Origin of the sequence: Mesorhizobium tianshanense (genome assembly GCF_007830515.1) — a bacterium.
Lineage (GTDB): Bacteria > Pseudomonadota > Alphaproteobacteria > Rhizobiales > Rhizobiaceae > Mesorhizobium > Mesorhizobium tianshanense.
Map to the genome: position 1 here is coordinate 132,981 of NZ_VLKT01000004.1, position 25,250 is coordinate 158,230.

Annotated in this window: 24 protein-coding genes and 1 riboswitch; of the genes, 18 read left to right on the forward strand and 6 right to left on the reverse strand. The window is 62.0% G+C overall.

All coding sequences use genetic code 11. From position 1 onward, the window contains the following. The first annotated feature begins 6 nt into the window (after positions 1–6). Together IQ26_RS04535 and IQ26_RS04540 are read left to right on the forward strand one after the other, a co-directional pair. Positions 7–1,341 (forward strand): type II and III secretion system protein family protein, encoded by a 1,335-nt coding sequence (locus IQ26_RS04535; RefSeq protein ID WP_145714508.1) that lies wholly within the window; start codon positions 7–9, stop codon positions 1,339–1,341. Between the two features lie 13 nt (positions 1,342–1,354). Then, the gene (locus IQ26_RS04540) at positions 1,355–1,813 is read left to right on the forward strand and encodes a hypothetical protein (RefSeq protein WP_240547001.1); all 459 of its coding nucleotides are present in this window, start codon (positions 1,355–1,357) and stop codon (positions 1,811–1,813) included. Between the two features lie 72 nt (positions 1,814–1,885). Here IQ26_RS04540 and IQ26_RS04545 read toward each other — a convergent pair whose 3' ends face one another. Then, complete coding sequence (locus IQ26_RS04545) at positions 1,886–2,680, reverse strand: tetratricopeptide repeat protein (protein WP_240547002.1); 795 nt, start codon at positions 2,678–2,680, stop codon at positions 1,886–1,888. Between the two features lie 89 nt (positions 2,681–2,769). On the opposite strand from IQ26_RS04545, the gene IQ26_RS04550 reads away from it, so the two are divergent. Continuing rightward, complete coding sequence (locus IQ26_RS04550) at positions 2,770–3,813, forward strand: EscU/YscU/HrcU family type III secretion system export apparatus switch protein (RefSeq protein WP_145714158.1); 1,044 nt, start codon at positions 2,770–2,772, stop codon at positions 3,811–3,813. 48 nt (positions 3,814–3,861) lie between these two features. Here IQ26_RS04550 and IQ26_RS04555 read toward each other — a convergent pair whose 3' ends face one another. Beyond that, positions 3,862–5,394 (reverse strand): FAD-dependent oxidoreductase, encoded by a 1,533-nt coding sequence (locus IQ26_RS04555; protein ID WP_145714165.1) that lies wholly within the window; start codon positions 5,392–5,394, stop codon positions 3,862–3,864. Positions 5,395–5,793: 399 nt separating this feature from the next. On the opposite strand from IQ26_RS04555, the gene IQ26_RS04560 reads away from it, so the two are divergent. Both IQ26_RS04560 and IQ26_RS04565 read left to right on the forward strand, forming a co-directional pair. After that, positions 5,794–6,765, forward strand: a complete 972-nt coding sequence (locus tag IQ26_RS04560) for an SDR family oxidoreductase (RefSeq protein ID WP_145714170.1) — start codon at positions 5,794–5,796, stop codon at positions 6,763–6,765. A 29-nt stretch (positions 6,766–6,794) separates the two neighbouring features. Continuing rightward, a complete protein-coding gene (locus tag IQ26_RS04565; RefSeq protein WP_145714176.1) occupies positions 6,795–7,211 on the forward strand; it encodes an HD domain-containing protein in 417 nt (138 codons plus the stop codon). Positions 7,212–7,265: 54 nt separating this feature from the next. Here IQ26_RS04565 and IQ26_RS04570 read toward each other — a convergent pair whose 3' ends face one another. Continuing rightward, on the reverse strand, positions 7,266–7,676 hold the full coding sequence (locus IQ26_RS04570) for a DUF427 domain-containing protein (protein ID WP_145714196.1): 411 nt from the start codon (positions 7,674–7,676) through the stop codon (positions 7,266–7,268). Between the two features lie 407 nt (positions 7,677–8,083). Between IQ26_RS04570 and IQ26_RS04575 the strand changes: the two genes are divergently transcribed. Both IQ26_RS04575 and IQ26_RS04580 read left to right on the forward strand, forming a co-directional pair. Next, positions 8,084–8,521, forward strand: a complete 438-nt coding sequence (locus tag IQ26_RS04575) for a CBS domain-containing protein (RefSeq protein ID WP_145714210.1) — start codon at positions 8,084–8,086, stop codon at positions 8,519–8,521. A 231-nt stretch (positions 8,522–8,752) separates the two neighbouring features. Next, positions 8,753–9,889 carry a site-2 protease family protein gene (locus IQ26_RS04580; RefSeq protein WP_407660217.1) on the forward strand — a complete coding sequence of 379 codons (1,137 nt, stop codon included), beginning with the start codon at positions 8,753–8,755 and terminating at the stop codon, positions 9,887–9,889. A gap of 119 nt (positions 9,890–10,008) precedes the next feature. On the opposite strand, the gene IQ26_RS04585 is transcribed toward IQ26_RS04580, so the two are convergent. Continuing rightward, positions 10,009–10,665 carry a TerC family protein gene (locus IQ26_RS04585; RefSeq protein WP_145714224.1) on the reverse strand — a complete coding sequence of 219 codons (657 nt, stop codon included), beginning with the start codon at positions 10,663–10,665 and terminating at the stop codon, positions 10,009–10,011. Positions 10,666–11,249: 584 nt separating this feature from the next. Here IQ26_RS04585 and IQ26_RS04595 point away from each other — a divergent pair. The 10 genes from IQ26_RS04595 to IQ26_RS04640 all read left to right on the forward strand — a co-directional run bounded on the left by IQ26_RS04595 (position 11,250) and on the right by IQ26_RS04640 (position 21,077). Then, on the forward strand, positions 11,250–12,212 hold the full coding sequence (locus IQ26_RS04595) for an NUDIX hydrolase (protein ID WP_145714238.1): 963 nt from the start codon (positions 11,250–11,252) through the stop codon (positions 12,210–12,212). A gap of 59 nt (positions 12,213–12,271) precedes the next feature. Beyond that, a complete protein-coding gene (gene nadA / locus IQ26_RS04600; protein WP_145714249.1) occupies positions 12,272–13,246 on the forward strand; it encodes a quinolinate synthase NadA in 975 nt (324 codons plus the stop codon). Further along, positions 13,243–14,775, forward strand: a complete 1,533-nt coding sequence (locus IQ26_RS04605; protein ID WP_145714263.1) for an L-aspartate oxidase — start codon at positions 13,243–13,245, stop codon at positions 14,773–14,775. Before nadA ends, IQ26_RS04605 begins: the two co-directional genes overlap by 4 nt. After that, positions 14,772–15,725 (forward strand): carboxylating nicotinate-nucleotide diphosphorylase, encoded by a 954-nt coding sequence (gene nadC, locus IQ26_RS04610; RefSeq protein WP_145714268.1) that lies wholly within the window; start codon positions 14,772–14,774, stop codon positions 15,723–15,725. The genes IQ26_RS04605 and nadC overlap by 4 nt, the downstream gene beginning before the upstream one ends. Then, a riboswitch (TPP riboswitch) is annotated at positions 15,726–15,842 on the forward strand. Between the two features lie 100 nt (positions 15,843–15,942). Continuing rightward, complete coding sequence (gene thiC, locus IQ26_RS04615; protein ID WP_145714273.1) at positions 15,943–17,772, forward strand: phosphomethylpyrimidine synthase ThiC; 1,830 nt, start codon at positions 15,943–15,945, stop codon at positions 17,770–17,772. After that, the gene (gene thiO, locus IQ26_RS04620; RefSeq protein ID WP_145714278.1) at positions 17,769–18,770 is read left to right on the forward strand and encodes a glycine oxidase ThiO; all 1,002 of its coding nucleotides are present in this window, start codon (positions 17,769–17,771) and stop codon (positions 18,768–18,770) included. Before thiC ends, thiO begins: the two co-directional genes overlap by 4 nt. Beyond that, complete coding sequence (gene thiS, locus IQ26_RS04625) at positions 18,739–18,936, forward strand: sulfur carrier protein ThiS (RefSeq protein WP_145714287.1); 198 nt, start codon at positions 18,739–18,741, stop codon at positions 18,934–18,936. The genes thiO and thiS overlap by 32 nt, the downstream gene beginning before the upstream one ends. A 4-nt stretch (positions 18,937–18,940) precedes the next feature. Further along, complete coding sequence (locus IQ26_RS04630) at positions 18,941–19,717, forward strand: thiazole synthase (protein WP_145714290.1); 777 nt, start codon at positions 18,941–18,943, stop codon at positions 19,715–19,717. Continuing rightward, a complete protein-coding gene (locus IQ26_RS04635) occupies positions 19,714–20,319 on the forward strand; it encodes a thiamine phosphate synthase (RefSeq protein ID WP_145714294.1) in 606 nt (201 codons plus the stop codon). The genes IQ26_RS04630 and IQ26_RS04635 overlap by 4 nt, the downstream gene beginning before the upstream one ends. Then, positions 20,310–21,077, forward strand: coding sequence for a hydroxymethylpyrimidine/phosphomethylpyrimidine kinase (locus IQ26_RS04640; RefSeq protein WP_145714298.1), 768 nt, complete (start codon positions 20,310–20,312; stop codon positions 21,075–21,077). Before IQ26_RS04635 ends, IQ26_RS04640 begins: the two co-directional genes overlap by 10 nt. A 59-nt stretch (positions 21,078–21,136) precedes the next feature. Here the strand turns inward: IQ26_RS04640 and IQ26_RS04645 are convergent, their stop codons facing one another. Both IQ26_RS04645 and IQ26_RS04650 read right to left on the reverse strand, forming a co-directional pair. After that, entirely contained in the window at positions 21,137–21,565 is a 429-nt protein-coding gene (locus IQ26_RS04645; RefSeq protein WP_145714301.1) for a type II toxin-antitoxin system VapC family toxin, read from the reverse strand. Further along, positions 21,565–21,810 (reverse strand): type II toxin-antitoxin system VapB family antitoxin, encoded by a 246-nt coding sequence (locus tag IQ26_RS04650; protein WP_145714304.1) that lies wholly within the window; start codon positions 21,808–21,810, stop codon positions 21,565–21,567. The genes IQ26_RS04645 and IQ26_RS04650 overlap by 1 nt, the downstream gene beginning before the upstream one ends. A gap of 566 nt (positions 21,811–22,376) precedes the next feature. Here IQ26_RS04650 and IQ26_RS04655 point away from each other — a divergent pair. Next, entirely contained in the window at positions 22,377–25,250 is a 2,874-nt protein-coding gene (locus tag IQ26_RS04655) for a monovalent cation/H+ antiporter subunit A (RefSeq protein WP_145714307.1), read from the forward strand.

A 25,250-nucleotide genomic window follows, 5' to 3' on the forward strand; every position in this document is an offset into this window, starting at 1 on the left:
CACGATATGGCTGCGGGTATTCGGCCGCCTTTTGGGCCGATTGAATGCCGCTCGCTGGCTATCGCGGCGTTTTGGTATTTCGTAGCGCTTTTTTGCATAGTGACGGGGGTGTCGGCGCAGGAGGTGACGCCGTTGCCGAGCCAACCGATGATCGACCTGCCTGTCGGCCAGGGGCGCATCCTGCGTTTTAACGAACCAGTGGAATCGGTTTTGATCGCCGACACCACCATTGCGGATCTGCAGGTGGTTTCAGCGGACGTGGTCTATGTATTCGGCCTGAAGCCCGGGCTTACCAACCTGATCGCGATCACCGCCGATCAACGCATCGAAGCGACCGCGCAATTCCGCGTTTCCACTGATTCGGCGCCGGCGAACCAGGCGAGACAGGCATTGCAGCCAACCTCCTCGACCGAGCTCATGATCTTCGGCAATCGTATTGTGGCGACCGGGCAGGCGCGCAGCGTCGAGGAAGCCGTCGATGTTGACAGCGTTGCCCGCACTTACTCTCCGTCGGAGGCGCCGCCGATCAACGACACCACGATCCAGGGGTCCCAGCAGGTCAACATTCGCGTCCGGTTCGCGGAAGTCTCGCGCAGCGAGTTGCAGTCCTACGGCGTCGACTGGTCGGTCGGTTACAAGTCCAGCGGCTTCGAGTTCAGCATGTTCCAAGACAACGCCGTGCCGTCGGCCGACGGTGGAAATTTCGGCGTGGGCATAGAACAGGCAACCGGCTTCAATTTTGATGTGCTGGTCGAAGCGCTGCAGCGCAATGGTCTCGTCAAGATACTAGCCGAGCCGAACCTGACTGCTGTCACAGGCCAGACCGCAAGCTTCCTCGCCGGTGGTGAAATCCCCGTTCCGGTGCCACAGAGTGAGGACACCGTAACCGTCGAATACAAATCCTTCGGTGTTTCGCTGACCTTCACGCCGACGCTCATCGGCCGCAACCGCATCGGCCTTCATGTTCGTCCCGAGGTCAGTTCGATCTCGACCAATGCTGCCGCAGTCAGCGCCAACGGCTTCAACCTGCCGAGTTTCGTGGTTCGCAAGGCCGACACTATCGTCGAAGTCGCCAGTGGCCAGACATTCGCGATTGCCGGGTTGTTTCAGCAGAATTTCACACGCAACCTGGAAAAATTTCCCGTGCTGGGAGACGTTCCGGTGTTGGGCGCCCTGTTCCAGTCCCAGCGTTTTCAACGGGAAGAGACCGAATTGGTCATCCTGATTACGCCTTTTCTGGTCGAGCCGGTCAGCGATCACAGTCTGGCGACGCCGATCGATCGACCGGCCAAGCGCAGACGCACCAAGGACCCGTCCGCGATGGGCCTGATCGTGAAGTAGCGGGAGACCGACCATGACCAACTTTTCTGTTTTCCGCACAGCAATGCTCGTCTTTCCGTTTGCCGCGCTCATGGGCTGCGTCAACGGCAAACCACCGCCTAAGGACTATTCATCCGGCTACAGCTATGTCTCGACCAATGCGGGCTCGCAAAAGGGCGCGGATGTCGCAGTGCTCGCACCCGACGCCTGTCTCGACGAACCGGCTGATCTCCCCCCCTCCCCGGCCGCGACGGACTTGACGATCGTTTCGGATGTCGGGCCGCATCTGCCGGCAGGTTGCGCCAATGCCCATAATCTTCAACGCATGGCCGAAAGCCAGCGCGATCTGGTCGAAGGGCGGCGCATGGGCGCGGCGCCCGGGGCTCCCACTGCAAGGGCGGCCCGGCGATACATTTATGGAGAAGACATCCCCACCGGCGGCGCCAATGACGGTGCAGCGGCTGCACAAGCGCCGCTTCAGGAGGGCAACTGACCCATGGGCCGGCGCTGCGCAGGCGCGCCGGCGGTAGTGCCGAGATACGAGCGTGGCGGCGCCTGCGCAGAGCTAGGCCGATATCGAACCGAGTGCCTTTGCCCTCGCCTTGATGGTCGCCTTGCCCCGGATCGATTTGGCGTTGGCGAGCAATGTGTTGACTTCTTTCGTCGTCAGACCGGTAGGGGGAGCTGCTCTCACCTGCTCGGCCTGCCCGAGCAGGCCGTAGACGACCACAACGTTGCGTTTGTGGTGCAGTTGCGCGCCCGGCGCCGAAGCCACACGCTGAACGAGGGGCAGCGCCGTCGCGGAATTGCCCTCCAAGGCAGCGGCAAGCGCCATATTGGTCTGGATATCGAGGTCGCCAGGCTCCAGCGTGAGGGCATGCGCCAGGGTGGCCTGTGCCTCCTCAACCTGTCCGGCGAAAATCTGGGCGACGCCAAGCCGGTTGTAGGCACGGCTGGTGTTGACGATCGGCGCGGCTTGCGCAAGGGCGCGGATGCCGGCCTCGACATCCCCCGAATCGATCATTGCCGAACCGAGCCCAAGCAATGCCGGTCCGTCATTGGGTGCCTTGGCGAGAGCCCCGCGGTATGCCTTCTGGGCTTCGGCCGGATAGCCGGCGCGCATATAGGCTTCGCCCGCCTTGACGAAGGCGACAGGCTTCGCATCAGGCATGGCCGTCGCGCGTTGGTAAAGAGCGATCGCCGTGCCGCTTTCGCCGCGCGCTTCAATGTCGGCAGCCAGCTTGAGCAACCGATCGGATTGGGTCGATGCGCTCTGGGCTTCGGCATCCTTTTCAGTCTTGGCTGTCTGACAGGAGGACAACGCCACCGTCGCAACGACTGCCATGAACACGATACGCATTCGCATATCCACCTCTCCGTTCAAGCCCGCGCCGACCTTACACACGGCAGGATCTCACACAAGAACCTGATGCGCGCCAAGGTCGTGATATGAGCGAAGAAGCTGAGGAAAAAGGCTTACCCGCCTCGGACAAGAAACTGCGGGAAGCGCGGCGGAAAGGTCAGGTTCCGCAAAGCCGCGACCTCATCTCGGGCTTCACGCTCTTTGCCGCCCTCGCATACCTGTTCTTCGTCTGGCCGACGATGTGGGAATACCTGGACCAGCTTGTGCAGATCGTGGCCGGGTCGGCAAACGGCTCATTCAAGGAAACCAGCGTGAGGGCGGGCCGCCATGCGATCGTGGCGCTGTTCGTCGTCATGGGGCCCATGGTCGGCATTATTGTCATACTCACGCTGGCGTTCGGCGTGATCGCCACCTACGGGCCGGTCTTTTCTTTCGAGCCGCTCAAGCCACAATTCGACAACATCAGCCCGGCAAAGGGACTCAAGAAAATCGCGTCATTGCGCAACGTCATTGAGTTCATCAAGAGCCTGGCAAAGGTTGTCATGCTGGCCAGCCTGTTCGTGATCATCCTCATGGCTTGGCTGCAGCCGCTTTTCGACACTCCCGCATGCGGTGAAACCTGTATTGAACTCATGATCATGGCGGTGCTCACCCCACTCGGAATTGCTGGCGCCCTGGCATTTGTCGCCATCGGCATCGTCGACATGCCTATCCAGCGATGGCTTTTCCTGCGCGACATGCGCATGACCAAAACCGAATACAAGCGCGAGTACAAGGACCTTGAGGGGGATCCGCTGATCAGGCAGGAATTCCAGCGCCAGCGGCGCGAGACAGTGTCAAATCCGGTGAAGCTCGGCCTGAAGAACGCAATCCTGGTCATCGTCGAACGCGACCGACTGGTGGCGCTGCGCTACGTCAAGGGCGAAACGCAGGTACCGGTGGTCGTTGCCAAGGGGCAAGGTCGCATCGCCGATAAGATGGTCGCCGAAGCAAAGCGCCTTGCAATACCGATCGTTGAGGATCCCTCGCTCGCAGGCTCTCTGTTCGAGACTACGCGCACCGGCGGCTATATCGATGAGCAACTCTTCTCACCCGTGACCGGCCACCTGGTGCGGCTCGGCTTGACATGATGCAAACCCATCACCCGGCAGTTCAGACTTTTCAACAGCATCCCTTCGCTAGGTGATCTGTCGCTCCATTTCCACCTCGGCTTTTAGGCTTTCGGTATCGCGGAAAATCGAAGCGATAGCCAGTGTACGCCCTTCGCGCTTGAAGCGGAGCAGGCAATCCTTGGCGGCAATGTCTCCATCGACCGCGATCTCGTCCCATTGCGCGGCATGGCCGACATAGTTGATGGGAACATCGTAATGCTGGCTCCAGAAGAACGGCACGGCGACGAATTTCTCGCCATGGCCGAGCATGTTGAGGGCCGCGGTTCGCCCCTGCCTCTCCGCAACCACCCAATGCTCGACCCGAATGTTCTCGCCACTGTGAGGATCCGGCCACCGCGCAATGTCGCCCGCCGCGAAGATCCCTGGTACGCTCGTCTCCAAAAAGGCGTTCACGACGACACCGCGGTCGAGGATGAGCCCCGCCGTCTCGGCAAGCCCTGTCCGCGGTCGCACGCCGATGCCGGCGACGACGAAATCGCCCGCCAACGTATCGCCACTGCTGAGTTTCACCTTCTTGCCGTCGATGCTGCTCGCGGTGTCCTCGAGATGGAACACGACACCATTCTCCTCATGGAGGGCGCGAATGAAGTCGCCCATTTGCGGCCCCAGGACCCGCTCCATGGGCCGTTTTTCCGGCGCCACGACATGAACTTCGATATCGCGCGAGCGCAGGGCCGCGGCAACTTCCAGACCAATGAAACTGGCGCCAAGCACGATGGCGCGGCGTGCGGTCGCGGCTTGTGCGATGATCGCCTTGCAATCCGCAAACGAGCGCAGCGTGTGAACGTGTGGCTGGTCGGCGCCGGGAATGGTGAGGCGCACCGGTTCGGCTCCGGTCGCAAGCAGCAGCCTGTCGTAAGGGATACGGGCGCCGTCCGCGAGCACGACCTCGCCGGAACGTGCGTCGATGCTGGCAACGTTGGCATTGAGGCGCAGGTCGATATCGTTCTTTGAGTAGAAGCCTTCTGTGCGCAGCGGAATCCAATCCTCCGGTGCTTTGCCGGCCAGGTAATCCTTGGAAAGATTGGGCCGATCGACCGGCGGCGCTTCGTCGTTGCTGAACATGACAATGCTGCCTTGATAGTGTTCGCGCCGCAATTTTTCGGCCGCCGCGAAACCGGCCGCGCCGCCACCGACAATGACGATCTTCTCAGGAATTTGGCCGGAGCCTCCATCGCGCTGCTTCGGTGGCGTCCGTTTGCGCTTCTCTCCCACGAAGATCCGACCATCGCGTTGTTCCACCGACCAGCAAGCGAGTGGATTGAAAGCAGGGGCGCGCAAGGCTTCGCCGGTGCGCAAATCGAAGCACGCGTGATGCCAGGGACACCGGACGGCATCCTCCACCACCAGACCGTCGACGAGCGGCCCGCCATAATGTGTGCATGTCGCCCCGATGGCGAAGACCTCGGCCCCGCGGCGCACCAGCAGCACCTGCTCATCGCCGCAATGGCCGACCAGCTTTCCACCGTCGGAAAGATCGGACAACGCGATGCCCTCGGCCAGATCCGGCCCGTTTAGCTTGGTATGATCTTCAGCCATCTTCGTCTCCCTTGGCGATCCGGTGTCAAAATTGCCTGTACGGCCGAGAAGCGGAGAATCTTCAGGTCACCAGCCTTGGAATACCTTTTGCCTGGCTAGGACGCCTTCAGGTTCTCGACACCGCTTGTGCCCAAACGTCCGGCTGCGTCATTTGTTGCCAGTTGGGCAGTACGCACCGTCGATTTTGGATTCCCTGCGATCAGGAACAACATTCGGCGCATGCTGCCAATTGGAAGGGCGATTCTCATCGGCGCTTTGTCGAAAACTAGGTGGCGCCATCACTCGTTGCCGCGGCTGCAACGGCCGTTTCTCGGGCGCGTCGCTGACTGAAAGAATGATGATTGCATAAACCTTTTCGCCGCAGATGCGTTGTTCATTCTCCAATCCAAGGAGACAGCTATGCAGATGAAATCCGAGATTGCCGGCGAAGCTGCGAAGCAGCGCCATATACAGCGTCGGATCGATGCCAAGGACAAATCGAAATCCAGCGGAAAGCAACAAGGCGCCATGCAGGCCGGAGCACGCAAATATCCCGAGCCGCCTTTTCCCAAACAGCACCAGCCGAAGCCGGGGCACGAATGGGCAATCGAGCCGGCGCCCCTTTACGATGCGCCGTTCTATATCGGGTCGAGGAAGCTCGACGGCAAAGTGGCGCTGATTACCGGGGGCGATTCAGGCATCGGCCGAGCGGTGGCCGTTCTCTACGCGCGCGAAGGCGCGGACGTGGCGATCCTCTACCTGTCCGAGGACAAGGATGCCGAAAAGACGAAGGCGGCCGTGGAGGCCGAGGGCCGGCGCTGCATGCTGGTCAAGGCCGACGTCAGCGAGCGCGACCACTGCCATAAAGCGGTGGCCGAGGTGGTGAAGGAATTTGGCCGGATCGACGTGTTGGTCAACAACGCCGCTTTCCAGATCCATTCCAGCGAATTCGGCGATCTGACCGAAGAGCATTTCGACACCACGCTGAAGACCAACCTCTACGGCTATTTCCACATGGCGCAGGAGGCCGTGCCGCATATGAAGCCCGGTTCGGCGATCATCAACAGCGGCTCCGTAACCGGTATCGAGGGTTCAAAGCAACTTGTCGATTATTCAATGACCAAGGGCGGCATTCATGCCTTCACGCGCGCGCTCTCGGGCAACCTGATCAGCAAGGGCATCAGGGTGAACGCCGTGGCACCGGGTCCGGTGTGGACGCCACTCAACCCGTCGGACAAGCAAGCCGGCGACGTTTCGAAATTTGGCGCAGACACGCCAATGAAACGGCCGGCGCAACCGGAGGAGATCGCGCCCGCCTATGTGTTTCTCGCCTCGCCGCACTGCTCGAGTTACATCACCGGCGAAATATTGCCGATTATCGGAGGCTATTGACGATCGGGGGCAACGCAAGGATCGACACGATGAGCATGTTTTACCGCGCGGCAAAAATCGCCGAACAGGCTCATGCCGGGCAGACCGACAAGACCGGACGGCCCTATATCGAACATTGCCGCAGGGTCGTTGACGCCGTCGAAACACTCGACGAGAAGGCCGTTGCCTACCTTCACGACGTTCTCGAGAAGGGAGAGGGTTGGGACCGCGATCGGCTCGAGGCGGCTGGTTTCGGAACATCCATCGTGTCGGCAGTCGATGCCATGACACGCAGGCCAGACGAGGACGACCCCGCTTTCGTGCGCAGGGCAGCGGCCAACCCATTGGCGCTGCCGGTCAAGCGCGCGGATCTCGCTGACAATCTGTGGCAGGCACGGCAGGTTGGCACCTCGACATCGAAATATGAAGACGGCTTGCGGATCCTCGACGAAGAGTTCGCCGATTGACGCAAAGATCGCCGCCTGGGGCGTGACCGGCCGATGTGAAAATCCAAACGCTTTCTACTCGGGGATGTGAGGCGTATGCCGCTTGTCCTCGGCAGGATCGGCATCGATGCGCGCCTTGTCGGGATCGAAGGCGCCATGGCGGGCGATAGCCAATGCAGGGGTGTCGGGCGTCTCGTAAGCCCACATGAAGTCGTCAGCCGATCCGCCGACCGCGTGAACCCGCCAATAGCTCGCCGTGCCCTTCAATGGGCAGCGCGTTGTCGTGTTCGTCTTCTCCAGAAGGTCGAAATAGATATCCTCGAAAGGGATATAGAAAACAGGATCATGTCTTTCTTCGTAAAGCACTTTTGCCCGCTCGGTCGAGGCAATGATCGCGTCTGAGAACCTGACCGTCACGGTTCCATTGAACGGGGTGATCGCAAGCGCGCTGCGGCGGCGGGCGGAATTTGCGGCTAAGGGCTGCATTCGACTTCTCCGTTGACTGCGCTGTCCTTCTGAAACGTCGTATCGCCCATCGAGGTTCCAGTTCGGCCAGTCATCGGCGATTCGACAAATGCATTGGTGCAAAGCCGAGTCCAAACGGAGAACTTTGGCAGCGATGGCCGCGTCCATGCCTTCGCCGTGACGGAAAATATCGCTGCCGCAGCGTTTACGGCGATTGGCGCATTGGAGCGCGTTGGGGGTCGACTTTGCGTCAAAGATATGCCGCAAGATTCCGGCGATGCAGGTTTTCCAAGCCCTCCCAGCCACAGGTGAAAAATCTGCTGCGGGTCACTCAATCCAGATTCAACGGAACGTTACCGCCGAAGAGTTCGTTCCTTGGGTCATAAACACCGAATCGGCGACGGGGCATCAAGCAAAGGGAGATTGCCATGAAAGTCGGCAACTGCATGACGAGGAATGTCCAGATCGCGAACCCCGAACAGTCCCTTGGCGAAGTAGCGAAGATGATGGGCAAGCTCGACGCCGGGGTGATGCCAGTGGGCGACAACGATCGGCTGGTCGGGATGATCACCGATCGTGATATCGCAATCCGCGGCGTAGCATCGGGAAAGGGACCTGACGCCAAGGTGCGTGATGTCATGAGCCGGGAGGTCAAATACTGCTTCGAAGACGAAGACGTCGAGCAGGTGCTTGAGAACATGGGCGACCTGCGGGTGCGTCGGCTACCGGTTTTGAACCGCGACAAGAGGCTCGTCGGCATCATCTCCCTTGGGGATCTCGCGACCAACGGCGAAGCGGCAGAAGCGGGAGAGGCTTTAAGCGGCATCTCGAAGCCGGGCGGCGAGCATTCGCAAACCGCTCACTGACTGACACCGTGACATGTTAGCGCCCGGTCAGCATCTTCTGTCCCGGGGGGCGCCGGCCAATGCTGGCTCCCCGCCGGACAAACTCGTCAGCCAGGCGTGCCATGTGTGCCAAGCGGCATCTCGCAGCCTGGGTGGCCGGCAGTTGCAGACGATATAGATGAGCGCAGATATTCTCGGACGATTGCAAGCGTCCCGCCAAGGCCTATGATGAAGGGTGGCCTTTCGGAGTGAATGGATTTGGGTTGGTCGCTGAACCTCGGGACGATCGCAGGCACGACCGTGCGCGTTCACTTTACCTTCCTGCTTCTGCTCGTCTGGATTTGGCTGACGCATTATCGGATCGGCGGCGCGCCAGCGGCTTGGGAAGGCGTTGCCTTCATCATTGCCGTCTTTGCCTGCGTGGTCCTGCATGAGTTCGGCCACATCGCCGCCGCACGGTACTTCGGCATCAGCACGCCCGACATTACGCTTTTACCGATCGGCGGCGTGGCCAGGCTCGAACGCATGCCGGAAGAGCCGGGACAGGAGTTCGTGATCGCGATCGCGGGGCCGCTGGTCAATGTCGCGATCGCCGCGCTGATCTTCGCCTTGCTCGGGGGCGCGGTAGGTGTCGAACAGATGGCCGGGATCGAGGATCCGCGTACGAATTTTCTCGCCAGGCTTGCAGGGGTCAATGTCTTCCTGGTGCTTTTCAACATGATCCCGGCCTTCCCGATGGATGGCGGCCGTATCCTGCGCGCCGCGCTGGCCGCCCGCCTTTCCTGGTCGCGCGCGACCCAGATCGCCGCTTCGATCGGGCAAGGATTGGCCTTCGTCTTCGGTTTCCTTGGGCTGTTCTACAACCCGCTGCTCATCTTCATCGGCATCTTCGTCTATCTCGCCGCGGCTGCGGAAGCGCAGAACGCACAGATCCGGGAGGTTGCCACAAGCGTCCTGGTCGGGGATGTGATGATCACCGAGTTCGCCCGGCTGGAACGGTCGGCGACGCTCGACGAGGCGATCGAGATGCTGCTCGCCACCACGCAGCACGAATTCCCCGTCATCGACTCCGCTGGCCATCTCCAGGGATTGGTGACACGCGACGACATGATCCGGACATTGAAGGAAAAGGGACCCGCTGCACCGGTTACGAGCGCAATGCGCAACGATATCCCGAAGATACATTACCGAAAAAGCCTCGAGGAAAGCCTGCGGCTCATGCAGCAGTCAGACGTGCCTGCCGTTGCCGTCGTGGACAATTCCGAACGGCTGGTGGGGCTCATGACACACGAAACGATAGGCGAGATGCTTATGGTCCGCTCAGCCGTTTCGGATGCCTTCCGTTTTGGCCGTTTGCGTGAGGGCAAACCGCGGCTCACACGGATCTGAGCACGAGGGCTTCCTTCTACCGCCGGATCGAGCGAGTGCGCCTGGTCGTCGGCGTAAAGCTAGTCTCGAACATCTGCAGGCCGGAACGACGTTGTTCCGGCCCGCCTGTCTTTTGCGTTTTAAGAGCCCGCGACGTGAGGCATAAGTTCAAGAGCACCGCGATAGATCATGTCGCCTGCTACGTAGAGGATGATCACCAGGCCGACATAGGCAATCCAGCGATGCTTCTGAAGCAGGTTGGCAATGAAGCTTGCGGCAATGCCCATCAGCGCGATCGAGAGGATAAGGCCGAAGATCAACACGTTCGGGTGCTCGCGGGCGGCACCCGCAACCGCCAGAACATTATCGAGCGACATGGAGACGTCGGCGACGATGATCTGCCAGGTTGCCTGCGCCAGGGTCTTGCGTGGAGCTTTGCCGGCAACGATGCCGTCGTGGTCGACGTCACTTTCCGAAAGCGCTTCGATCGCCTGTGCTTCCTGCGCATGGTTTTGCCGGAGCTCGCGCCACATCTTCCAGCATACCCACAACAGCAACACACCGCCGGCCAGCAGCAAGCCGACGATCTGCAGGAGTTGGGTTGTGGCGGCGGCAAAGCCGATGCGCAGAACGGTCGCTGCGATAATGCCAATGACGATCGCCTTTCTGCGCTGCTCCTTGGGGAGCCCGGCCGCGGCAAGGCCGATAACGATGGCGTTGTCGCCGGCCAGCACCAGGTCGATCATGATGACCTGCAAAAGAGCGGTCAGTGCTTCGGGACTGAAGAATTCTGTCATACGGCACCCTTGCGTTCAGCTAGGGGTGACGCGGCTTGCGAGCATAACCGTAGAGCAACGCGGACACCGCGTATGACAAGAGAATGCCGCTACAGCTGAAGAGATCTCAACGCCAGGCCACCCGGATTGGAATTCCAGTCCGACATCACAGTCCCGATGGACTGCCAGAGGGGCCCGGCCTGGTAGCACCTAGCTATTGCCGGAAGCGCAAAAACTCAAGGCTTAATTGTGATCCGGCTATGCGAAATTCAGGCGTCGCGCCTTGGCGTCATAGGCCACTATAGCGTCAATTATAGACATATCCGTCATCGAGCTCGGCAAATTTCGTTACGCCAAGTCGATAGAGCACGCTGACATGACCTTGGCGGAACTCGAGAAGCCTGCGTTCGCGCAATTCCCGCAGCATTCGTTGACATGGATCGGCGTCACCATTCGCGAGAGGTCTCGGATCCGATCTTTCCTCCAATTCCTTCACGTTGAAACTGCACCTGTCATTCCGTGCTAGACGTTGACGGGCAGGAGGTAGCAGTTCACCTTTCGCTCAGCTTGCCCGTCCGGGTGCCTTCGGAATTCCATCGAACCTAATGCAAGATAAGACGACGAAGCAGACCGCAAGAAGCGCTCGGGGCCAGGCCATCAGTGCGGACCTGATCGCCGTTGTGATTGCCGTGACGAATGGTGAGCCGCGCGTCCTGACCATCGGGCAAGCGGGTGCTTTGCCGTCTGGCCCTTTTGAATTCGGCCATCGCTCCTTGCAGTCGGGTCTGAGGGCCTGGGTGGAGCGGCAGACTGGTCATCGGCTGGGCTACATCGAGCAGCTATATACCTTCGCCGATCGCGACCGGATCGGCGACGAGCGTATGCAACGAGTGATCTCGATCAGCTATCTTGGCCTGACGCGGGAAGAACAGGCAGAGCGTTCGCCAATGCATGGTTGGCAAGGCTGGTACAACTATTTTCCGTGGGAAGATCACCGCGCAGGGGTGCCGCTTATGCTGCCGGACGTCGTCATGCCCCGACTGCGGGCCTGGGCTGACGAAGCAGATAACCCATACACGCGTCACGATCGCTGGCAGCGCGTCGCAATCGCCTTTGGCCTGGACGATCGCGACTGGAACGAGGAACTTGCCCTGCAGCGTTACGAGCTGCTCTACGAAGCCGCGCTGGTGGCGGAAGCCGTGCGCAGCTTGAACACGGGCGGCGCGTCGCCGATTCCCGGTCGGCCGATGATCGCCGATCATCGCCGTATTCTGGCGACGGGGATCGCCAGGCTTCGGACCAAGATCAAATACCGCCCCGTCGTGTTCGAACTGATGCCGCCGATATTCACACTGCTGCAGCTGCAGCGAACCGTGGAGGCGCTGGCTGGCAGACTCGTTCACAAGCAGAATTTCCGGCGCCTCATCGAGCAGCAGGACCTGGTCGAGGAGACAGGCGAGACGATGTCCGACACAGGAGGGCGTCCTGCCAAGCGCTTCCGCTTTCGCCAGACGGTGTTGGCAGAACGAACTGCCGCAGGGACGAAATTGCCGCTTTCACGCGCTTGACATTTCTTATGCTCAAGATAAGCATATGCCATAATTATACTCATCTGGAGCATAATAGAATGCTCAAGGCCTCCACTCGCACGGCCGCTCTCTACGATCGGGTGCGGCGGGTCATCCCGCCCATCGAATGGCCGGTGTTTGCAGACGACATCGATGCCATCCTCGAGCTGAAACGACAGCGAAACGCCGTCATTCTGGCGCATAATTATCAGACACCGGAAATCTTCCACTGCGTGGCTGACATTGTCGGCGACAGCCTGGCGCTGGCCCGCAAGGCGATGGCGGTCGAAGCGGATGTCATTGTGCTTGCCGGGGTGCACTTCATGGCCGAGACGGCAAAGCTGCTCAATCCGAAAAAGACGGTGCTCATCCCGGACCTGAAGGCGGGCTGCTCGCTGGCAGACTCTATCACTGCTGCCGATGTCCGCCTACTTCGGCAACGATACCCGGGCGTGCCGGTCGTCACCTATGTCAACACATCGGTCGAAGTGAAGGCAGAGTCCGATATCTGCTGCACGTCGAGCAATGCGAAGATCTTGGTCGAATCTCTCGGCGTTGCTCGAGTGATCATGCTGCCCGACGAATACCTGGCCCAGAACATCGCCGCGCAGACTGACGTCGAGATCATCGCCTGGAAGGGTCACTGCGAGGTGCATGAGCGATTCACGCCAGCCGACATCAGGCAACTGCGGGAGGATCACCCGGGCGTGACGGTGCTTGCTCATCCCGAATGTCCGCCCGACGTGGTCGTGGAAGCCGATTTTTCGGGTTCGACGGCCGCAATGTCCGATTATGTCGGAAGCCAAAAGCCGCCTCGGGTCGTGCTGATGACGGAATGCTCGATGAGCGACAATATCGCGGTGGAGCATCCCGACGTCGAGTTCATCCGGCCCTGCAATCTCTGCCCGCATATGAAGCGGATAACGCTCGCCAACATCCATTTGGCGCTCGAGCAGAACAGGCATGAGGTAAGGATCGAGCCCGAGATTGCAGCCCGAGCACGGCTTGCGGTCGAACGGATGCTGGCCGTATGAACACGCAGATCCGCAATCTTGGCGGCCGGCCGGTGATCGTCGGCGGCGGCATTGCCGGGCTGATGACGGCGCTCCACATGGCACCCGAGCCGGTAGCCCTGCTGTCGAGAACGCCGCTTGGAGCAGACGCATCGAGCACATGGGCACAGGGCGGGCTTGCCGCCAGCCTTGGCTCCGACGACGCCCCCTCGCTCCATCTTGCCGATACGCTCGCCGCGGGCGACGGGCTTTGCGACGTGGAAGTTGCGCGGCTCATCGTGCAGGCGGCGCCGGCCGCAATCGAAGATCTGGCGTGCCAAGGCGTTCGCTTTGACCGGACGCCAGAGGGAGCGCTGCTTCTCGGGCTGGAAGCCGCACACGGCCGGCGGCGTATTGTTCATGCCGGCGGCGACGGCAGTGGACGCGAGATCATGCGCGCGCTTGTTGCGGCGGTGCGATCCACCCCTTCGATTACGGTCATCGAGGGCGCAGAGGCGCGCCGGCTGGCTGTGGAGGACAATGCGATCGCTGGTGTGCTGGCAAGCTGTCCGACAGGTCCCCTGTTCTTCGGTACGGGACGGGTCATCCTCGCCACCGGCGGGATTGGCGGACTGTTTTTCGACACCACCAACCCTTTGGGCAGTTGCGGACAAGGTCTGGGGCTTGCGGCGCGCGCGGGTGCCGTCCTTGCTGACCTGGAATTCATCCAGTTCCATCCGACCGCGCTTGACGGGCCGGATCGCCCGATGCCGCTGATCAGCGAAGCGGTTCGCGGCGAAGGCGCGACGATCGTTGACGAAACAGGCCAGCGCTTCCTCAAAGGCGTGCAAGGTGGCGAACTTGCGCCACGCGACGTTGTCGCGCGCGCCATCTGGAAACATCTTTCGAACGGCCACCGCGTCTTTCTCGATGCGCGAGAAAAACCCGGCCCGACATTCGCGCGGCAGTTTCCGACGATCGCGTCAGCCTGCCGGCGCGCCGGCATCGATCCGGCGCGTGGCCTCATTCCCATACGGCCGGCCCAGCACTATCACATGGGGGGCGTGGCCGTGGATGAAGCCGGCCACACTTCGGTTTCGGGACTTTGGGCTTGCGGTGAAGTCGCCTCAACCGGGCTGCACGGCGCCAACAGGCTTGCCAGCAACTCGCTGACCGAGGCTGTCGTGTGCGCGCGCTGGGTCGCCGAAAGCGTGGCGAGTTCGCCTTGCGGCCGACGAAAACCAGCGATTGCCCGCAATCAGGATTGGCCTGATCCAATGCCTTTGCGCCCCCTACTGTCGGGCGCACTTGGCGTCGCACGCGATGGCGAAGGGCTGAAAGCCGCTATACGCGCGTTGCTGCCGCTTGCCACGGCATCAGGTCCCGCGGCCGTCGGACTGATGATCGCAGTTGCCGCCTTGCTACGCCAGGAAAGTCGCGGTGCTCACTACCGGACGGACTTTCCGCACCGCGCGGCCGTTGCCCGCCGTTCGGAACTCACGCTCGACGCCGCGGTGGCGGCAGCCCAGGAACTCGCATGCTCGCCAACACTTGAAGAGGCGATACGATGAAGCTTTCGCCGCTTCCCGCCATCATGCTTGAGCCAGCGGTCAGGGCGGCACTTGTGGAAGATCTCGGCCGAGCGGGCGACCTGACCACTGATGCCATCGTGCCGAAGGATCATCGTGCGACGACCGTTCTGGTTGCGCGCCAGGCCGGAGTTGTCGCCGGACTAGATCCCGCGATGCTCGCGTTCCGGCTTGTCGACCAGGACCTCGAAATGGTGATGGAGCGGGCAGACGGCAGCCATGTTGGGCAGGGCGAGATCATTGCGTCGGTAAGCGGCCCCGCCCGCGCCATGCTCACGGCCGAACGGACAGCGCTCAATTTTTTATGCCATTTGAGCGGCATCGCAACCGCGACCGCATCAATGGTCGCCGCGGTTCGCGAGTACCGCGCGAGGATCGTCTGCACGCGCAAGACGACGCCCGGTCTGCGGACGCTGGAAAAAAATGCCGTGCGCGCCGGCGGCGGCTCCAATCACCGTTTCGGCCTCGATGATGCGATCCTCATCAAGGACAACCACATCGCCATTGCTGGCGGAATTCGCGCTGCCATCGAGCGGGCGCGGACTGGTGCCGGCCATCTGGTCAAGATCGAAGTCGAAGTCGACACGCTAGCCCAGCTTGAGGAGGCGCTGGAGTTCGCCCCCGACGCTGTGCTGCTCGACAACATGTCGGTCGACGATCTGCAGCAAGCAGTGGCAATGGTTGCCGGCCGCGCAATCACCGAGGCATCGGGCAGGATCACGTTGGACACGGCTGCGGAGATTGCCGCAACGGGCGTCGATCTGATTTCGGTCGGTTGGCTGACCCACAGCGCGCCGATCCTGGATATCGGCCTCGATTATACGCCCGGCGCGCGGTTGCTCTACGCGGGCGCGGATTCTGCCCGCCCGGCTGGCGTGCCGACTGATGGGCCGAATGCGCTTGACAAGATGGCGATCGCCCGCTCAATTTAACGCATTCACCAGGGGAGTCCCGGCAAGGGGCTGAGATACTGCTGGCTTTCGCGGCGCAGTGACCCGTTGAACCTGATCCAGTTCATACTGGCGTAGGGACGGTGCAAGCGCTTTGCGGGAATCCATGCCCGAAAACCTGTAAGCAGGCCGGCCAAAGCGTTTTTTCATCCTTCCGGCACAGAACTGGGTCTCCAATGCATGAGCAAAGGAGCCTCAAATGAATGCCATTACCCCCACTGTCTCGACGGGACCGCTGCCCGCCTCCAGGAAGATCCACAAACCCGGCACGATCCACCCGCAGATCAGGGTGCCGATGCGGGAAATCGCCGTCCATCCGACGGCAGGCGAACCACCCGTCACCGTTTATGATCCGTCCGGCCCCTATACGGATCCGACCGTCGAAACGAGCATCGAGAACGGACTTGCCCGGTTCCGGCACGCGTGGATCAAGGCGCGCGGCGACGTCGAATTCCAGGAAGGCCGCAGTGTCAGGGCGGAGGATAATGGGTTCGTGTCAGGCGAACGGCTGACGCCGGAATTTCCTGTCCGCCACCGACCGCTCAGGGCCGGGGCGGGCAAGGCGGTGACGCAGCTTGCCTATGCGCGCGCCGGGATCATCACTCCCGAAATGGAGTTCGTCGCCATACGCGAAAATCTCGGCCGCGAGAGCTTACGCGGCGGGATGCAGCGCGACGGCGAGTCTTTCGGCGCGGCGATCCCGGACTTCATCACGCCGGAATTCGTGCGCGACGAGGTGGCGCGCGGACGGGCGATCATTCCCGCCAACATCAACCACCCGGAGAGCGAACCGATGGTCATCGGCCGCAATTTCCTGGTGAAGATCAATGCCAATATCGGCAATTCCGCGGTCACCTCCTCGATGGCCGAAGAGGTCGAAAAAATGGTCTGGGCGACCCGTTGGGGAGCCGACACCGTTATGGACCTGTCCACCGGCCGCAACATCCACAACATCCGCGAATGGATTATCCGCAATTCTCCGGTGCCGATCGGTACTGTCCCGCTCTACCAGGCGCTCGAAAAGGTCGGTGGCATCGCGGAGGATCTGACCTGGGAAGTCTACCGCGATACGCTGATCGAACAGGCCGAACAGGGCGTCGACTATTTCACGATCCATGCCGGCGTACGGCTGCACTATGTCCCGCTGACGGTCGACCGGGTCACCGGCATCGTCAGCAGGGGCGGTTCGATCATGGCCAAGTGGTGCCTGCATCATCACCGCGAGAGCTTCCTCTACGAGCATTTCGAAGAAATCTGCGACATCTGCCGCGCCTATGATGTGTCCTTTTCGCTTGGCGACGGCCTTCGTCCCGGCTCGATCGCCGATGCCAACGACGCGGCGCAATTCGCCGAACTGGAAACGCTTGGCGAGCTGACCAAGATCGCCTGGGCCAGGGATTGCCAGGTCATGATCGAGGGGCCGGGCCATGTCCCCATGCACAAGATCAAGGAGAATATGGACAAGCAACTCGAAGTCTGCGGCGAGGCTCCGTTCTACACGCTCGGGCCGCTGACGACGGATATCGCGCCGGGCTACGACCACATCACCTCCGGCATCGGGGCGGCGATGATCGGCTGGTACGGCACGGCCATGCTCTGCTACGTCACGCCCAAGGAGCATCTCGGTCTCCCTGACCGCAACGACGTCAAGACCGGCGTCATCACCTACAGAATAGCCGCTCACGCCGCCGACCTCGCCAAGGGTCATCCGACAGCGAAGCTGCGTGACGATGCACTGTCGCGGGCGCGGTTCGAATTTCGCTGGGAGGACCAGTTCAACCTGTCGCTCGACCCTGAAACGGCGCGCTCCTTCCACGACGAGACCTTGCCGAAGGAGGCGCACAAGCTGGCGCATTTCTGCTCCATGTGCGGACCGAAATTCTGCTCGATGCGCATCTCCCACGACATTCGGGCCGAGGCCCAGAAAGAGGGCATGGCGGCGATGGCGGCGAAATACCGCGAGGGCGGCGATCTGTATATGCCGGTGAACGGCGAACCGCCCATGCCGAAGGCGTCGGAGCCATCATGAGGGTGCTGGTCAAAGGGGCCGGCGTCGCCGGCCTTACCGCCGCTTTCGAACTCGCCGCCCGCGGCGCGGCGGTGACCGTCGCCGAGGCCAGGCAAGGCCTTGCCGGCAATGCATCATGGATGGCCGGCGGCATGCTGGCGCCTTGGTGCGAGCGCGAAAGCGCCGGGCAGCCGGTGCTGGATCTCGGACGCGACGCCGCCGACTGGTGGGATGCGGTGCTGCCGGGTCATGTCACGCGGGCCGGAACGCTCGTTTTGGCGATGCCGCGGGATGTGGGCGAACTCGACCGGTTTGCAAGTCGCACGTTGGGCCATCGGCGGGTCGACGAAGACGAAATTGCGCTTCTGGAACCCGATCTCGCCGGCCGTTTCCGTCGCGGGCTGTTCTTCCCGGGCGAAGCCCATCTCGATCCACGCCGTGCCATGGCGACGCTGCATGAAAAGCTCGCCGGAAGCGGCGTCGAATTCCGCTTCGGAATGGATGCCCAGCACATGATGGGTTTCGACCGCGAGATCGACTGTACGGGAATGGCGTCCCGCGATGAAAGGCTTCGCGGCGTTCGCGGCGAGATGCTGATCCTGCGCGCGCCGGATATTTCGCTGTCGCGCCCGGTCAGGCTGCTGCACCCGCGCTTGCCGCTCTATCTGGCGCCGCGCGCCGACCACCATTTCATGGCGGGCGCAACGATGATCGAGAGTCTGTCCACGGGACCGGTCACGGCGCGCTCGATGATGGAACTCCTGAATGGCGCCTATTCGGTTCATCCCACCTTCGGCGAGGCCACGATCGTTGAGACCGGCGTCGGTGTTCGCCCGGCCTTTCCCGACAACCTGCCGCGCGTCCAAACGAGCGGAAAGACCATCGCGGTCAACGGGCTCTACCGCCATGGTTTCCTTCTGGCCCCCGCCATGGCGTGCCGGGCGGCCGAGCTTGTTTTCGAACCTGACAAACCAGTGGAGCTTGCTGATGAAACTGACGGTCAACGGCGAAGCGCATGAGATCGCCACCGCCACCCTGGCGGAGCTTCTCGCTGCGCTCGACTACGAGGGCAACTGGCTTGCAACGGCCGTGAACAGCGAGCTCGTGCATGCGACTGAGCGGACGCTGTTCCAGTTGAAGGACGGCGACCAGATCGAAATTCTCTCACCCATGCAAGGAGGTTAGCAACGTGCTCGAGCTTTACGGAACGAAGCTTCCGTCGCGCCTGCTTCTCGGCACCGCACAGTACCCCTCGCCCGCCATTCTTGCCGATGCGGTCAAGGCATCCGGCGCATCCGCGGTGACCGTCTCATTGCGCCGCGAAATGGCAGGCGGCGGCAGGGGTGGAGAGAAATTCTGGTCGCTCATCCAATCGCTGCGTCTGCACGTCTTGCCCAACACCGCCGGTTGCCACTCCGTCAAGGAAGCCGTCACCACCGCAAAGATGGCGCGCGAGATCTTCGGCACGAACTGGATCAAGCTCGAGGTGATCGGCAATCATGACACGCTGCAGCCTGACGTCTTCGGTTTGGTCGAGGCCGCGCGAATCCTGTGCGGAGACGGTTTTGCCGTATTCCCGTATACCACGGACGATCTCGTCGTCGCCGAGCGGCTGCTGGGGATGGGCTGCAAGGTTCTGATGCCGTGGTGCGCGCCGATCGGTTCGGCGCTCGGGCCGGTAAATGTCACCGCGCTCCGTTCGATGCGCGGCCATTTCCCGGATGTCCCGCTGATCGTGGATGCGGGCATCGGCCGCCCATCTCACGCGGCTCTCGTGATGGAACTCGGCTTCGACGCGGTGCTCCTCAATACGGCGGTGGCCAGGGCGGCCGAGCCGGTCGGCATGGCGCGGGCATTCGGCAAGGCAGTCGATGCCGGCCGTGAGGCCTATCGCTCGGGTCTGCTCGAGCCGCGCGACGTCGCCGTCCCATCGACGCCGACAATTGGCCAGGCTGTCTTTCAATGAACATCGACCCTTTTTATCTGATCGTCGACAGCGCCGCCTGGATCGAAAGGCTGGCGCCGCTCGGCGTCAGGGTGGTGCAGCTTCGCGTCAAGAACCTCGACGAGGCTGCGCTGCGCGCCGAGATCGGCAAGGCGAAGGCCTTGTGCGCCCGCTACAAATGCCAGCTCATCATCAATGACTTCTGGCGGCTGGCGATCGAGGAGGGTTGCGACTTCATTCATCTCGGGCAGGAGGATCTGCAAGCGGCGGACCTTACCCGGATAAGGGCTGCAGGTCTTCGTCTCGGCCTCAGCACGCACGATCATCTCGAACTCGAGACAGCCCTTGCCGCAAGACCGGACTATATCGCGCTCGGCCCAATCTATCCGACCATCCTGAAGCAGATGAAATGGGCGCCGCAGGGGCTCGAACGGATTGGCGAATGGAAGCGCCGGATCGCGCCGACACCTCTGGTTGCGATTGGCGGGCTCAACCCCGACCGGCTCGAGGGTGTCTTCGGCGCTGGTGCGGACAGCGCGGCGGTCGTGACCGACATAACATTGAACGCCGATCCGGAAGCGCGAACGCGCGAGTGGATCGAAAAGACAGACCAATGGCGTTGAGGCGCGAACCGCATGTGCTGGTCGTCGGCGGATCGGACTCCAGCGGCGGCGCCGGCATAGCCCGCGACATCGAGACGATCTCGATCCTCGGCGTGCGCACCTGCCTTGCCGTTACCACCGTGACGGTGCAGACGCATGAAGCCGTCACGGAAATCCACAATTTGCAACCCGATCTGGTGGCCGATCAGATGCGTGCCGCGCTGCAAGCCAACGAGGTAGCGGCCATCAAAATCGGCATGCTCGCAACGGAGCAAATCATCGTCGCCGTCGCGGATGTGCTGCGCGAAAACCCACAGATACCGGCAGTGCTCGACCCGGTGCTGGCCTCCTCTTCGGGTAGGCCGCTTCTGGAACCAGGCGCCATCGGCGTCCTGAAGCATGAACTCATCCCGCTTTGCCGTCTCGCCACACCCAACCTCATCGAACTGGCTGTCCTTGCCGGCTCGGAACAGGCCATGGACGAGGACGGCGCATTGCAACAAGGTCAAAAATTGCTGATCGCCGCTGGGTTGCACGCCCTGCTGATCAAGGGCGGCCACGCCGCGGGATGTCGATCCACGGACATCCTGCTGCGCTCCGGTCACGAGCCCATCCGCTTCGATGCGCCGCGTCTTGCCGGATCGATGCGCGGGACGGGCTGCATGTTAGCCAGCGCCATTGCCGCTCATCTGGCAACCGGAAGCCTGCTTGAAGACGGCGTGCGCAAAAGCAAACTGCTGGTTTTCGAGAGGTTTCGGAAAATCGGTCCTCGGGACTGAGGACTCCTGGAGATTAGAATGGTCCCATCCGCCGCGGCACCCCGTCGTCGGTAGCCACGCTATGCGAGATCGGTGTGGGCGAAATCATTACCCTTGTAGAGAAGTGTCACGCCCAGCACCTTGGCACACGCGTAAGCGAAACAGTCGCCGAAGTTGAGATCAGCGACATGCCCAACGGCTTTTCCATAGGCCACACTGGCGTTGATCGCTTGCTTCCCGATCTCTGGCGAGATCGGCACCTCTTGGGCATCGAGGTCATCAACGAATGCGCTCACCGCAAGTTCTGCCTGCTGCAGCAGGGCCGGCGACGGCTTGGTGTTCGGTCCGGCCACGAATGCCTTCTGCCGCGCCAAGGCCACTGATGCCTCGAACTTCACCAGAGGCGAAACGAAAAACGCCCCGTCGGACACTGACAACCGCTTTTCTATTTCCTCGAATCCGGGCTCGCGGCCGAGGATCGCGACGATAACAGATGCATCGAGGAACATCAGGCCTCGCCCCACATCTCGTCGGTATAGGCCTTCATATCGAAGGTGGGATCGCTCGGGCCCATGGCATCGGCCAGCGCCTTTGAACGGGCCAGGCGCTCGTTGACGGGGAGTATCCGCCGCGCTTGCGCGAGCTGCGTTCGCAGGGCCTGCCGCACTGCTTCGGTCTTTGTTCTCGTTTTGGTGAGCTTTCGGACTTCTTCCGCCAGCGCGTCGACTTCGGCATCCCGAATGAAAAGAGCCATGTGGATATCTCCTTTGGATATCTATATAGCGCATCATCGATATACGCGCTAGGCTTTTTCGGGCGACACCGCTCCTCCGCTTACACGCTGGCGGTGGGCGCCAGCGCCCGTCCGCGCAGCCGCAAGAGCAAGGCTGCGCCGGCCGCTCGTCGCGGAGGCAATGACACTCTACGCGCTGCACCGAACAATCCAGTTCGCCTTCGGCTGGGAGGACTAGCATCTCCATGCATTCAAGCTGGCTGCCTGACGACCCCCAACTTTTTCATGCTCCCCAGCAAGGGTCCTATCACAGGCTGCTCCGGAGGCGAATGTCGATTCCGCGGGGCCCGAGAACGGGCGTTAGGCGGCAGTCTAGCGCATTTGGTCGGGGACAATCCTACCATTTCCGCCCGCGACCGGAGGTCGCACCGGCTCCCCGAACACAGACGTTCGGGGATGCGACAATTGCAGCGGGTTGCCGAACGTGCTTCATTTGCTCCAGTGTTTCTGGGATATCCTGACTTATCGCTGCGACGTGCGGCCATGAAACTGGGGCCGAGCTGCGCTGCAATCAGCGAGTCCCCCGAATGACGTTGTGGCTCATTGCCCTCATTCCCTTTTTCGGTGCGGTGCTTCCGTCGCTGCTGGAGCGCTCGGGACGAAACGCCTGCGCGGCTGCGACCGGCGTTGTCACTCTCGCGGCGCTGGTGCTTCTGCTCTCCCGGGCGCCCGCGGTTTACCGCGGCGAGGTCCTTCGGACGCAAGTTGAATGGTTGCCGCAGATCGGTCTGTCGTTTTCATTCTTTCTGGATGGACTTGGACTATTCTTCGCCGCGCTCATCCTCGGCATCGGGCTTTTGATCATCATCTATGCGCGCTTCTACCTCGGCCGGAACGACCCGATCGGGCGCTTCTACGCCTATCTGCTGCTGTTCCAAGGCGCGATGGTCGGGATCGTGCTAAGCGATAACATCTTGGGTTTGCTCGTCTTTTGGGAACTGACGAGCCTCACGTCGTTTTTGCTGATCGGATACTGGCGGCATCTGCCCGAAGCACGCCAGGGAGCCCGTATGGCTCTGATCATCACGGCCGGAGGCGGACTGTCGCTGATCGCCGGCATGCTGCTGCTCGGGCACATTGCAGGCTCCTACCAACTCACCGAAATCCTCGCGCGCGGCGCGCAGATCAAGGCTTCACCGCTATATGTGCCGGCGCTTCTGCTGATATTGGGTGGCGCTTTCACCAAGTCGGCGCAGTTCCCGTTCCACTTCTGGCTCCCGCACGCCATGGCCGCTCCGACGCCGGTTTCCGCCTACCTGCATTCGGCCACCATGGTGAAGGCCGGTGTGTTCCTGCTAGCGCGTCTGTGGCCTGCCCTGGCCGGCACCGATACGTGGTTCATGATCGTGGCGCCGGTCGGGATGGTAACGATGCTGATCGCGGCGTGGATCGCGATTTTCAAGGACGATCTGAAACAGGTGCTTGCGTTCTCGACCGTCAGCCATCTCGGCATGATGACCATGTTGTTGGGGCTTGGCACGCCGATGGCGGCTGTCGCGGCAGTCTTCCACATTCTCAATCACGCAACCTTCAAGGCGGCACTGTTCATGAGCGCCGGCGTGGTCGATCACGAGGCCGGCACGCGCGACATTCGCCGACTCGGGGGGCTGCTCACGCTGATGCCGATCACGGCCACGCTGTCGCTGATCGCGGCGGCCTCGATGGCAGGGATTCCGCTGCTCAACGGATTTCTATCCAAGGAGATGATGCTCGAACAGGTCGCGCAGACGTCCTATCTGGGTACACCCTGGCTGTTCCCGGCGCTGGCCGGGCTGGCGACCTTGCTCTCGGTCGCCTATTCGGCGCGGTTGGGCATCAGGACGTTTCTCGGGCCCAGGCGACACGATTACCCGGCCCGTCCGCACGATCCATCCGCGGGCATGTGGCTGCCGATTGCCGTGCTGGTCCTGCCGGTGCTTGCAATCGGCCTGATGCCGGCGACATTCGCCGGGGCGATCGTCGAACGCACCGCGCTCGCGGTCGTCGGCGGGCCGTTGCCCGAATATCACCTCGCCTTATGGCACGGCATCACCCCGGCACTGCTCATCAGTCTCGTCGCGCTCGCCGGAGGCGCTGCCACGTTCTTCATCTATCACCGGCTCAACGCCATTCGGCTCGTTCTGCTGCGTCCGGATGCGAAGACCATGTTCGAGGCAGCAATCGGTGCCGTCGCGCTGACGGCCCGGCGCTGGATTGATGCCACGCATACCGGGTCGCTGCAACGCTATGTCGGCGTCATTGTCGGTGTCATTGTGGTTCTCGGCGCGGTTGGCTTCTGGAGCGTCAACCATGGCGAAGGCACGCGTCCGACGCTACCGATGACGGTGCCCGCCGTCATTGCCTGGATCGCGCTGATCGGCGCTAGCATCGCGGTCGCCCTGCAGCACCACGATCGCATTCTGGTCTTGATCCTGACCAGCGTCGTCGGCCTGGTGGTTTCGCTCGGCTTCATGCAGTTCTCGGCACCGGATCTGGCGCTCACGCAGATTTCCGTCGAGGTGGTGACGACCATCCTGTTGCTGCTCGCGCTCAATCTCCTGCCGAGGACGAGCGCGCGCGAGACCCGCCCGCTGGCGCGCTGGCGCGACGCCGGCGTCGCGTCTGTCGCGGGCATTGGAATCGCCGGCCTGGCATATGCGGTGATGACCCGCGGCTTCGACTCGATATCGGCCTATCATCTGGCCGAGTCGAAACCCGGCGGAGGAGGCACCAATGTCGTCAATGTCATTCTGGTGGATTTCCGCGGCTTCGACACGTTCGGTGAAATCATCGTTCTGGGCATCGCGGCCATCACGATCTTCGCGCTGCTCGACAAGTCGCTTAAGGGCGCCGCCGCGCGCCGGCTCGCAGCCTTGCGCATGGTCGAGGAGGCCAAGGACGCGCACCCGATGATCCTGGTGGTTGCCACCCGCGTACTCCTGCCCCTTGCGCTCACGGTCGGCGCCTACATCTTCATGCGCGGCCACAACCAGCCCGGCGGCGGCTTCATTGCGGGCCTGATCGTGGCCATCGCGCTGATCACCCAATACATGGCCAGCGGCTACGTTTGGGCGGCCGAGCGCAGGCCTTTCGACGCGCACGCGCTGATCGGCGGCGGCATAGCGATCGCCGGTCTGACCGGCATTGCTTCCTGGGTGTTCGAACGCCCGTTCCTGACCAGCGCCTACGACTATTTGCATTTGCCAGTGATGGGTGAATTCGGGATCGCATCGGCCGTGGCCTTCGACCTCGGCGTATTCCTGACCGTCGTCGGCGTGACGATCCTCTCGCTCGCCCAGATTTCGCGGATCGCGCAGCGAGCGGAACGCTCCCCCGACACCGACAGTCCAATGGACATCCACTTCGCGATTGAGCCAAACGGCACGGTTGCCATCGCAGACCCAGTCCGACAGGAGAAGTGA

Excerpts from the sequence above, each read along its gene's own strand:
- IQ26_RS04655 (WP_145714307.1), top strand. The coding sequence starts at position 22,377 with ATGACGTTGTGGCTCATTGCCCTCATTCCCTTTTTCGGTGCGGTGCTT.
- IQ26_RS04605 (WP_145714263.1), top strand. The coding sequence starts at position 13,243 with ATGAACACGCAGATCCGCAATCTTGGCGGCCGGCCGGTGATCGTCGGC.
- nadC (WP_145714268.1), top strand. The coding sequence starts at position 14,772 with ATGAAGCTTTCGCCGCTTCCCGCCATCATGCTTGAGCCAGCGGTCAGG.
- IQ26_RS04545 (WP_240547002.1), bottom strand. The coding sequence starts at position 2,680 with ATGCGTATCGTGTTCATGGCAGTCGTTGCGACGGTGGCGTTGTCCTCC.
- IQ26_RS04555 (WP_145714165.1), bottom strand. The coding sequence starts at position 5,394 with ATGGCTGAAGATCATACCAAGCTAAACGGGCCGGATCTGGCCGAGGGC.
- nadA (WP_145714249.1), top strand. The coding sequence starts at position 12,272 with ATGCTCAAGGCCTCCACTCGCACGGCCGCTCTCTACGATCGGGTGCGG.
- thiO (WP_145714278.1), top strand. The coding sequence starts at position 17,769 with ATGAGGGTGCTGGTCAAAGGGGCCGGCGTCGCCGGCCTTACCGCCGCT.
- IQ26_RS04580 (WP_407660217.1), top strand. The coding sequence starts at position 8,753 with ATGGATTTGGGTTGGTCGCTGAACCTCGGGACGATCGCAGGCACGACC.
- thiC (WP_145714273.1), top strand. The coding sequence starts at position 15,943 with ATGAATGCCATTACCCCCACTGTCTCGACGGGACCGCTGCCCGCCTCC.
- IQ26_RS04560 (WP_145714170.1), top strand. The coding sequence starts at position 5,794 with ATGCAGATGAAATCCGAGATTGCCGGCGAAGCTGCGAAGCAGCGCCAT.
- IQ26_RS04595 (WP_145714238.1), top strand. The coding sequence starts at position 11,250 with ATGCAAGATAAGACGACGAAGCAGACCGCAAGAAGCGCTCGGGGCCAG.
- IQ26_RS04575 (WP_145714210.1), top strand. The coding sequence starts at position 8,084 with ATGAAAGTCGGCAACTGCATGACGAGGAATGTCCAGATCGCGAACCCC.
- IQ26_RS04540 (WP_240547001.1), top strand. The coding sequence starts at position 1,355 with ATGACCAACTTTTCTGTTTTCCGCACAGCAATGCTCGTCTTTCCGTTT.
- thiS (WP_145714287.1), top strand. The coding sequence starts at position 18,739 with ATGAAACTGACGGTCAACGGCGAAGCGCATGAGATCGCCACCGCCACC.
- IQ26_RS04550 (WP_145714158.1), top strand. The coding sequence starts at position 2,770 with ATGAGCGAAGAAGCTGAGGAAAAAGGCTTACCCGCCTCGGACAAGAAA.
- IQ26_RS04585 (WP_145714224.1), bottom strand. The coding sequence starts at position 10,665 with ATGACAGAATTCTTCAGTCCCGAAGCACTGACCGCTCTTTTGCAGGTC.
- IQ26_RS04635 (WP_145714294.1), top strand. The coding sequence starts at position 19,714 with ATGAACATCGACCCTTTTTATCTGATCGTCGACAGCGCCGCCTGGATC.
- IQ26_RS04645 (WP_145714301.1), bottom strand. The coding sequence starts at position 21,565 with ATGTTCCTCGATGCATCTGTTATCGTCGCGATCCTCGGCCGCGAGCCC.
- IQ26_RS04570 (WP_145714196.1), bottom strand. The coding sequence starts at position 7,676 with ATGCAGCCCTTAGCCGCAAATTCCGCCCGCCGCCGCAGCGCGCTTGCG.
- IQ26_RS04535 (WP_145714508.1), top strand. The coding sequence starts at position 7 with ATGGCTGCGGGTATTCGGCCGCCTTTTGGGCCGATTGAATGCCGCTCG.
- IQ26_RS04565 (WP_145714176.1), top strand. The coding sequence starts at position 6,795 with ATGAGCATGTTTTACCGCGCGGCAAAAATCGCCGAACAGGCTCATGCC.
- IQ26_RS04650 (WP_145714304.1), bottom strand. The coding sequence starts at position 21,810 with ATGGCTCTTTTCATTCGGGATGCCGAAGTCGACGCGCTGGCGGAAGAA.
- IQ26_RS04640 (WP_145714298.1), top strand. The coding sequence starts at position 20,310 with ATGGCGTTGAGGCGCGAACCGCATGTGCTGGTCGTCGGCGGATCGGAC.